Source organism: Sulfurimonas sp. (assembly GCF_047622445.1).
In the GTDB taxonomy this organism is placed as follows: Bacteria; Campylobacterota; Campylobacteria; order Campylobacterales; family Sulfurimonadaceae; genus Sulfurimonas.
The window spans coordinates 19966-27755 of the sequence record NZ_JBLHOE010000042.1 but is presented as its reverse complement, the minus strand read 5'-3'; the positions used below and the strand labels follow the sequence as shown (position 1 = coordinate 27755).

Genomic DNA, 7790 nt, shown 5'->3' with positions numbered 1-7790 from the left:
TACTAGAACTTCAACTAAAGCAAAGTTCAAAAGTTTTTGAGCATACAACAGAAGGAATTTTAATAACTGCTTTGGATGGATCAATTATCTCTGCAAATGATGGATTTTTAAAGATTACAGGTTACTCAGCTAAAGAAGTTTTAGGGAAAAATCCATCTCTCTTGCAATCAGGAAAACAAGATAAGAAGTTTTATAAACAGATGTGGAGTGACATACTCAATAAAGGTCTTTGGAAAGGTGAAATATGGAACAAAAAGAAAGATGGAACTATGTACCCAGAATGGTTAGCAATCTCTTCCATATATGATGAAGACAATAAGGTTATTCAATATGTTGCAGTTTTTTCAGATTTTTCTGAAATCAAAAAAAACCAAAATAAGCTTGAAAACTTAGCTCATTATGATCAATTAACAAAACTTCCAAATCGCTTATTACTCAATGAACAAATGAAGCAATTTGTTAAATCTGCAAAACGAAATAAAAGTCAATTTGCTACTTTATTTATAGATTTAGATAGGTTTAAGCAGATAAATGACACCCATGGACACGATGTTGGTGATGAAGTTTTAAAAATAACGGCTAAAAGACTACAAAGTGTTCTGCGAGAGACAGATATAGTAGCACGATTAGGTGGTGATGAGTTTATAGTAGTTGCTAATGATGTAGATAATATAGAAAATATTCATATGATTGCCCAAAATATTTTAGATAAATTGCAGTTGCCATATAATGTTGATGTCCATAGTCATTATATCAGTTGTAGTATAGGAATTAGTATGTATCCACAAGACAGCATTGAAGTAGATGTACTTCTGAAAAATGCTGATATAGCTATGTATGAGTCTAAAACAGCTGGCAAAAATAGTTACAGCTTATTTTCTAAGAGTATGGAAGAAAGTGTAAAAGCACTTTCAAGTTTACATAATGACTTAAATATTGCCTTAAGTAATAATGACTTTTATTTAGTTTATCAGCCTCAGTATGATATTATGGATAATAAACTTTTAGGTTTTGAAGCACTATTGCGATGGAAACATGAAATAAAAGGGCTTATTGGTCCAGATGATTTTATCCCTTATGCCGAAGAATCAAAACTCATTATTCCTATTGGAAAATGGGTAATAGCACAGGCAATTGAGGATTATGAAAAAATTCAAAAAGTATTTAATAGTAATTTTACTATTGCAGTAAATGTTTCTCATGTACAAATGAATCAAGACTTTGTAGATACTTTAGAGTATTTTATCAAGAAGAATAATGATTTGGCAAAAATTATTAAAATTGAGATAACAGAAACATCAGCGATGAGTAACTTACAAAATACACAAAATATTATTAATCAAATTAAAGCCTTAGGGTTTAAAATTTCTTTGGATGACTTTGGTACTGGGTACTCAGCTTTAAATGCTATAAAAACTTTAAGAGTAGATGAAATAAAAATAGACAGATCCTTTATAAACGATGTTCCAGGAGATAAAGATGATGAGGAACTTGTTTCTACAATCATTGCAATGGCTAAAGTTATGAAAAAAAGCGTTATTGCAGAAGGTGTTGAAACAGAACAAACAAGGGATTTTTTAATTGAGCGAAGATGTCCTATAGTTCAAGGTTATTTAATCTCAAGGCCCTTGACTTTAGATAAAACTTTAGCCTATGTAAAAGATATGAAAAAGTAATTTTTTGAATAGTATTGATAATGACACATTAAAGCTTATTGTTGACAATTCAAATATTGGCATTTGTATACTGGATAAAGATGCATCCTTTGTAGACTGTTCTCAACAATTTTTAGAAATATTATCAATAACAAAAGATGAACTTGTAGTTAATGGATTATCCGTAATCTTTTTAGATGAGTATATTTATACTCTGTGGTATGAATTTTTCTTTATGAAGTTAGGAGAAGAAGAACCTATTAATGATGAGTATACTTTTATAAATTCTTTCAAAGAGTCACTCTTATGTAAATTTTTATTAAAAAAGGATATATCTTCAGGAAATATTGTATTCTCAATAGAAGATATATCTATGCAAAAACAACAAGAAAGAAATTTAAAAATAGCCAATGAAGAGATAGAGTCTCTTTTAAAAACTAAACAAAATCATTTAGAATCAGCCATGAAAAAAAATGAACTTATTAAAACACAAGATTCTTTAATGCTTAACCAAGCTAAACTCGCTTCTATGGGTGAAATGATAGGTGCTATTGCGCACCAGTGGAAGCAACCACTTGGTAAAATAAATTCTATAATTATAGATATTGCATCACTCTATTCGGATACAAAACATGCGAACCTTTTGAGTCAAAGACTCGATCAAATAGAAAATCTTACTGCCTATATGGCAGATACTATCGAAGATTTTCGTAATTATATAAATCCGAACAATTATAAAAATATATTTACTTTTAGAAAAGTTTTAAATGATGCACTCAATATTTTTTCATCTACAATTCAAAGTGATAAAATTAAAATAGAGACTGATTTTATAGATGAAATAACACTTTTTGGATATAAAAAAGAGTTTATTCAAGTTTTATTGATTTTCTTCAATAATGCAAAAGATTCATTTAAAAACAATAAAGTTAAAAACCCTATAATCGAAATTATCACAGAACACATTGATGATAAAAAAATTATAAGAATTAGAGACAATGGAGGAGGAATAGAACAAGATACTCTAGTAAGAGTTTTTGAACCATACTTCTCTACAAAAAAGCATATGGGAGGAACTGGTCTTGGACTTTATATGGCTAAAGTTATTATAGAAGACAGTATGCATGGTATACTAGACCTAACTAGTGAATATGAATTTACAGAAGTAAGAATAGTTCTTTTAGGAGATGAAAAATAATGGAAAAAGTTTTTAAAGAATATAGCATTTTATATGCAGAAGATGATGATGATATGCGAATAAATTATACAAATTATTTGAGTACACTTTTTAATGAAGCGCATCAAGCAAGTGATGGACTTGAAGCTTTAGCTACTTATGAAAAGTATCTTCCGGATATTCTTTTGCTAGATATATCAATGCCAGGCATTGATGGATTAGAACTCGCAAAAAAAATAAGAGAGCGGGATGAATATGTAAAAATTATAATTTTAACAGCTCATGGTGAACAAGAAAAACTTTTAAATGCTGTTAAACTTAACTTAGTAGATTATTTACTCAAGCCAGTTAAAAGAGCGGATTTTTTGGAAACATTACATATTGCAGTTAAATCAATTAAAAACAATGATAAAGTTAAAAAACCAATACGAATAAATCAAGATACACTCTGGTATCAAGATAGACTAGAATTATATGCTAATAACAAAATAGTTCATTTAACAATAAAAGAAAAAGTACTTTTATCTCTTTTGATAAGTGATAATTCAAATTTTCATTCTATTGAAATGATTATTGATTATTTTTATAGTCATGATAGTGAGTTTGAAATGACACCAATTGCTATTAGAGGTATTATAAAAAGGTTAAAAGCAAAACTGCCACATAGTAGTCTAATAAATGATTTTGGAGTTGGATATAAAATTAGTACTTTAATCAAAGGCTGACCTATAATATACTGCGCCCCATTTTCAAGACGAGTAAAATAAGTTTTCTTATTTCAGCTTTTTATATAACGTTTAGTCATCTTTTATTATCTACTTTAATTATATCCTTTACAATCATTAGATTTTCATCAATATATCCTTCTTTTATAGCCCAATTAAATAGAGCTCGAAGATTAGTAATTATTTTTTTGATTGTTCTCGGGTTATAAAGTGTTCCGTGTCTTGATTCTTGATTCTTGATTTTTCATTCGTTACTAAGACTTTTAATATCATTTGTATTAATCTTGGATATTTAAGTTTGTCCTAATATTGGATTCACTTGTCTATAATATGCTGATTTAATCATGCTTAGTGGTTTTATTATTTTTGTTGGAAAATAAAGTTTGGCAACATCTTCAAGAGTTAATTTATCATTCATTATTCTTTGGTGTAATTTTGAGGAGTCTTCCTTAATCTCTTTTCTAACCTTCGTTAGCTCTGCTCTTTTATCGTTCAATAATTTTAGTGCTTCGTCTTTATTTTTAGCTTTGATTTTTCGAAGACCCATATCAATCCTTGTATTTCAGTATGTATCTGTTTAAATTTTAGTACAACAATATTGCCAATACTAGGTAGGTTAATGAGTGTTGAGTAACATTGATAAACTATAGGGGTTAGTGTTTGGTGGACTTATTGGATTAATCAGTTCATTCTTCATATAGCCCAATAATAGGTTATTAAATAAATTTATTTTTAATTTTACAATATTTTTTTACAATAATTAGCTCTAGATCTACTAAGTTTTGCAAAATACGTAATATCTAATATAGATATATAATCTATATTGAGCTGAAGAGACTGTTAGCAATATACTTTCTATGCAAAAGAATCTACACTACTTTATAAGCCAAAGTAAATTATAAAATGAATAAATATACTTAGATACTGTGTAAACCTTTAACAATCAAAACGGTACTTTATGATATAATCAGCGGGTAAACTATTATATTATACGAAGGAATGTAATGATACTTTTTAAAAAAGCATTACTATTAGTCAGTGCCATTATAATTTCTCTCACTATAAATAGTCATTATCATGTGGATGTTAAAAAACACCATCAACATGCCGGTAGTATACATATGAGTACATCACAAACCATTGCACATATGAATTTACACTTAGATGGACATGTTGACTCTCAAAAGAGTTTTGGCATTATAGGTGGTATTATCATACTCCTGGTTCTTTTCAGTAGTAAAAGCTTTTTCTTTTTTATTCTTTCAAGAAAAAAAGTTATTTCATATACTCCAAAAGTCATTTTTTACGATCAAACCTTTGTTGATCCTCCGACTGCTATTTTACAATCTATTCTTTTTCACGCACCTCCACGTTAATTTCATTACACTAACTATCTTTACTCTCTAGAAAAACTTTATATACTTCTGTGTATAAAAATACCTTCTGGATAGCTATATATTTTGTAAAATTAATAGAAGGAACCTTACCTATGAAAACAATTATTTTATCTCTAATGATAATTATCAATGTCAATGCAAGTGAGAACAATAGCATCTACACTTGGAACAATTTTATACAAAAAGCTTTAGATGTATCGTTTAGTATTAAACAAGATGATGCACAAATCTTAATTGAAAAAGAAAAAATTACTCAATCTACATTGTTAGAAAATCCCACATTTGCGATGGCATTTGACGATGGACTTGAAGGTGGTGTAGACTATACATATCTTGAAGTAAGCCAGAAACTACCTACTTGGGGTGAAAATGATTCAAAGAAAAAAATAGCAAAATTTGAGTCAGAACATGCATTCAAAACTAAACAAAAGAGAGTCTTGCAAGTACAGTACAAAGCTGCATTACTTTTTCAAAAGTTACATACTTTAAAAGTACAATTTTCAATCTTAGAAGAACAACTTAAAAAAGTAAAACTTTTAGAAAAAATATCTATGAAGCGTGAAGCTTCTGGAGATATTTCTGGTTTAGAACCCTTACGTATAAATATTATGAAGCAACAAGTTATTACTAAGATAAAAAGCTTAGAGAGCCGTTACTTAAAAGTACAACTTGAAGCACAATCATTACTTCATGTTGAGGGTGAAGTTATTGTATCAGGAGAGTACATGAAATCTCAAAATGTCCAAGTAAACGAGTTAATTAAATCGCTTGAACAAAGTCCAGAATATCTTCAATCTAAAAATGAACTTCAAGTTGCCAAAGAAAAACTTGTGCTAACAAAGGCTATGAGATATGCATCGCCTGAATTATACATGTACTCAGAACGTGATTTTAACCGTAACAACCAAGTAGATGATTTTTATGGTGTCGGTTTTCGTATCGCTGTGCCATTATGGAACAGACAAGAATCTCAAATACAGATGAATAATGTACAAATCCAAAAAAGTAATCTCAAATATCAAGAGGTGTTATATAAACTTCAAAGAGATGTTAAAGGCTATTATGAGCTTTATACTAATAAGTTAAATCAATTAGAAGATTATGAAAAGAATTTACTTAAACCTGCCAAAAAGTATTATGAAGTAAACACATTTTCATTTGAATTCGGTGAAGTAAGTTTACTTGAACTTTTAGATGCTCAAACGCTTTATCTTCAAAGTCAGTTAGAGTATCAAGATTTTGTAGCACAATCAAATTTTTACTGGTTACAGTTATGTGATGCAGCATCAATTAATTTATTAAAGGACAACTAATGAATAAAATTTATATATTTCTTTTACTACTTTTAGCATTATTAAGTGGCTGTAGTGAAGATAAAAAAATTATTATGCAAGAGCAAGAGAAGTCTCTTGAACCTATTGTTATCACTGATTATAGTGAGCAAACAGAATTGTTTGTAGAGTTTGACCCATTTGTGCTGAATCAAGCATCTACTTTTTTAGCACATTTTACACATATGGACACATTTAAAGCCTTTAAAAAAGGGAGTGTAGAAGCTTGTCTCACATTCACAAATAATAAGAAAGAGTGTTTCATCGTATCTTCACCTGCATTTGAAGGTATCTTTAAACCAGTGGCTATACCCACACAAAGTGGAGAAGCTGAGTTAAGTATGAGTGTTTCGCTTAATGACATAGTCGTCACGCATCATTTAGGAAGTTTTACTGTCTATGAAACAAAAGACAAAGTTCCATTGCTCGAAGAGGAAGATGGTGCTAAAATTAGTTACCTTAAAGAGCAACAGTGGAAAGTTGATTATGCAACAGAAATTGTTAAAAGTAAAACTTTGAGAGAATCTATTTCTACATTTGCTAAAGTAGAAATTCCTAGTAATCATGAATACCTAATGAGTGCTCCTGTATCTGGAATTGTTACACTCAATGAAAAGGCATATATAGGAAATAAAGTGCAAAAAAATATGTCTCTTGCATATATTACACCATTACTTGCTCAAAAAGAAGATGTCTCAACATTAAAGTTTGAACTTAAAAAAGCAAGTATAAATCTTAATCTTAAGAAAAATGAGTACAAACGTTTACAAAAGCTAAAGGCTCAAAATGCAGTTTCCCAAAAACGCCTAAGTATTGCTCAACAAGAACAAAATATTGCTAAAGCGCAACTTGCAAATATCAAGCAAAGATTAAATCGTTTTGACACCAATTCAAATAAAGAATCTGGTATCTCTTTGAAGAGTCTCATAGATGGTCAAGTGAGTAAAATCTCAGCATTAGATGGGTCTTATGTGAATGAAGGAGATCAAATTGCACATATCCTAAACCCTACAAAGCTTTTGTTAAATGTTAATATCCCACAAAGTGATATATATAAAGTGAATAAACCCTTAGGTTTAGAACTAATTACAAGTGAACGCACACTTGATTTTTCAGTAGAAAAAAATGCAAAGTTTCTCTATTTTAGTGATGTTTTAGACGCTAAAACGAAAGGTGCTTCTTTGTATTTTGAAGTTGACAACACTATAGCAAATTTAAAAGCTGGAGCAAGTTATTCGGTAAAAGCTTACACAGGTAAAAAGGTAAATTCTTTAGCTATTCCAAAAAGTGCTATCGTAAATGATAATGGTCGGTATGTAGTTTATGTTCAAATCGGAGGTGAAAGCTTCGAACGTAGAAATATAAAAACAGGGTTACGTGATGGCAATTATGTTGAAGTACTCTCTGGAGTAAGTGAAGGTGAACATATAGTTTCAACGGGTGCGTACCAAGTTTTACTTTCAGCGGTATCGCCAGCCGCCGCAGGCTCCGGTCATGCACACTAA

8 protein-coding genes are annotated in these 7790 nt (G+C 29.7%); 6 read left to right on the top strand and 2 right to left on the bottom strand.

Annotated features, from left to right (window positions below):
- The 3 genes from ACI9TV_RS10240 to ACI9TV_RS10230 all read left to right on the top strand — a co-directional run.
- On the top strand, positions 1-1676 hold a 1676-nt coding region (locus tag ACI9TV_RS10240; protein WP_415250695.1), incomplete at its 5' end, for a putative bifunctional diguanylate cyclase/phosphodiesterase.
- Between the two features lie 4 nt (positions 1677-1680).
- Positions 1681-2853: an ATP-binding protein gene (locus tag ACI9TV_RS10235; protein WP_415250694.1), complete on the top strand. Its 1173-nt coding sequence runs from the start codon at positions 1681-1683 to the stop codon at positions 2851-2853.
- Positions 2853-3557, top strand: coding sequence for a response regulator transcription factor (locus tag ACI9TV_RS10230; RefSeq protein WP_415250693.1), 705 nt, complete (start codon positions 2853-2855; stop codon positions 3555-3557). The genes ACI9TV_RS10235 and ACI9TV_RS10230 overlap by 1 nt, the downstream gene beginning before the upstream one ends.
- Before the next feature lie 76 nt (positions 3558-3633).
- On the opposite strand, the gene ACI9TV_RS10225 is transcribed toward ACI9TV_RS10230, so the two are convergent.
- Both ACI9TV_RS10225 and ACI9TV_RS10220 read right to left on the bottom strand, forming a co-directional pair.
- On the bottom strand, positions 3634-3798 hold the full coding sequence (locus ACI9TV_RS10225) for a phage integrase SAM-like domain-containing protein (RefSeq protein ID WP_415250696.1): 165 nt from the start codon (positions 3796-3798) through the stop codon (positions 3634-3636).
- 51 nt (positions 3799-3849) lie between these two features.
- The gene (locus ACI9TV_RS10220; RefSeq protein WP_415250692.1) at positions 3850-4104 is read right to left on the bottom strand and encodes a hypothetical protein; all 255 of its coding nucleotides are present in this window, start codon (positions 4102-4104) and stop codon (positions 3850-3852) included.
- A gap of 457 nt (positions 4105-4561) precedes the next feature.
- Here ACI9TV_RS10220 and ACI9TV_RS10215 point away from each other — a divergent pair, with 457 nt between their 5' ends.
- The 3 genes from ACI9TV_RS10215 to ACI9TV_RS10205 all read left to right on the top strand — a co-directional run bounded on the left by ACI9TV_RS10215 (position 4562) and on the right by ACI9TV_RS10205 (position 7790).
- Positions 4562-4933 (top strand): hypothetical protein, encoded by a 372-nt coding sequence (locus ACI9TV_RS10215; RefSeq protein ID WP_415250691.1) that lies wholly within the window; start codon positions 4562-4564, stop codon positions 4931-4933.
- Positions 4934-5046: 113 nt separating this feature from the next.
- Entirely contained in the window at positions 5047-6267 is a 1221-nt protein-coding gene (locus ACI9TV_RS10210) for a TolC family protein (protein ID WP_415250690.1), read from the top strand.
- Positions 6267-7790, top strand: a complete 1524-nt coding sequence (locus ACI9TV_RS10205) for an efflux RND transporter periplasmic adaptor subunit (protein ID WP_415250689.1) — start codon at positions 6267-6269, stop codon at positions 7788-7790. The genes ACI9TV_RS10210 and ACI9TV_RS10205 overlap by 1 nt, the downstream gene beginning before the upstream one ends.

Coding starts and splice junctions, on each gene's coding strand:
- ACI9TV_RS10215 (WP_415250691.1), top strand. CDS start 4,562: ATGATACTTTTTAAAAAAGCATTACTATTAGTCAGTGCCATTATAATT.
- ACI9TV_RS10205 (WP_415250689.1), top strand. CDS start 6,267: ATGAATAAAATTTATATATTTCTTTTACTACTTTTAGCATTATTAAGT.
- ACI9TV_RS10210 (WP_415250690.1), top strand. CDS start 5,047: ATGAAAACAATTATTTTATCTCTAATGATAATTATCAATGTCAATGCA.
- ACI9TV_RS10220 (WP_415250692.1), bottom strand. CDS start 4,104: ATGGGTCTTCGAAAAATCAAAGCTAAAAATAAAGACGAAGCACTAAAA.
- ACI9TV_RS10230 (WP_415250693.1), top strand. CDS start 2,853: ATGGAAAAAGTTTTTAAAGAATATAGCATTTTATATGCAGAAGATGAT.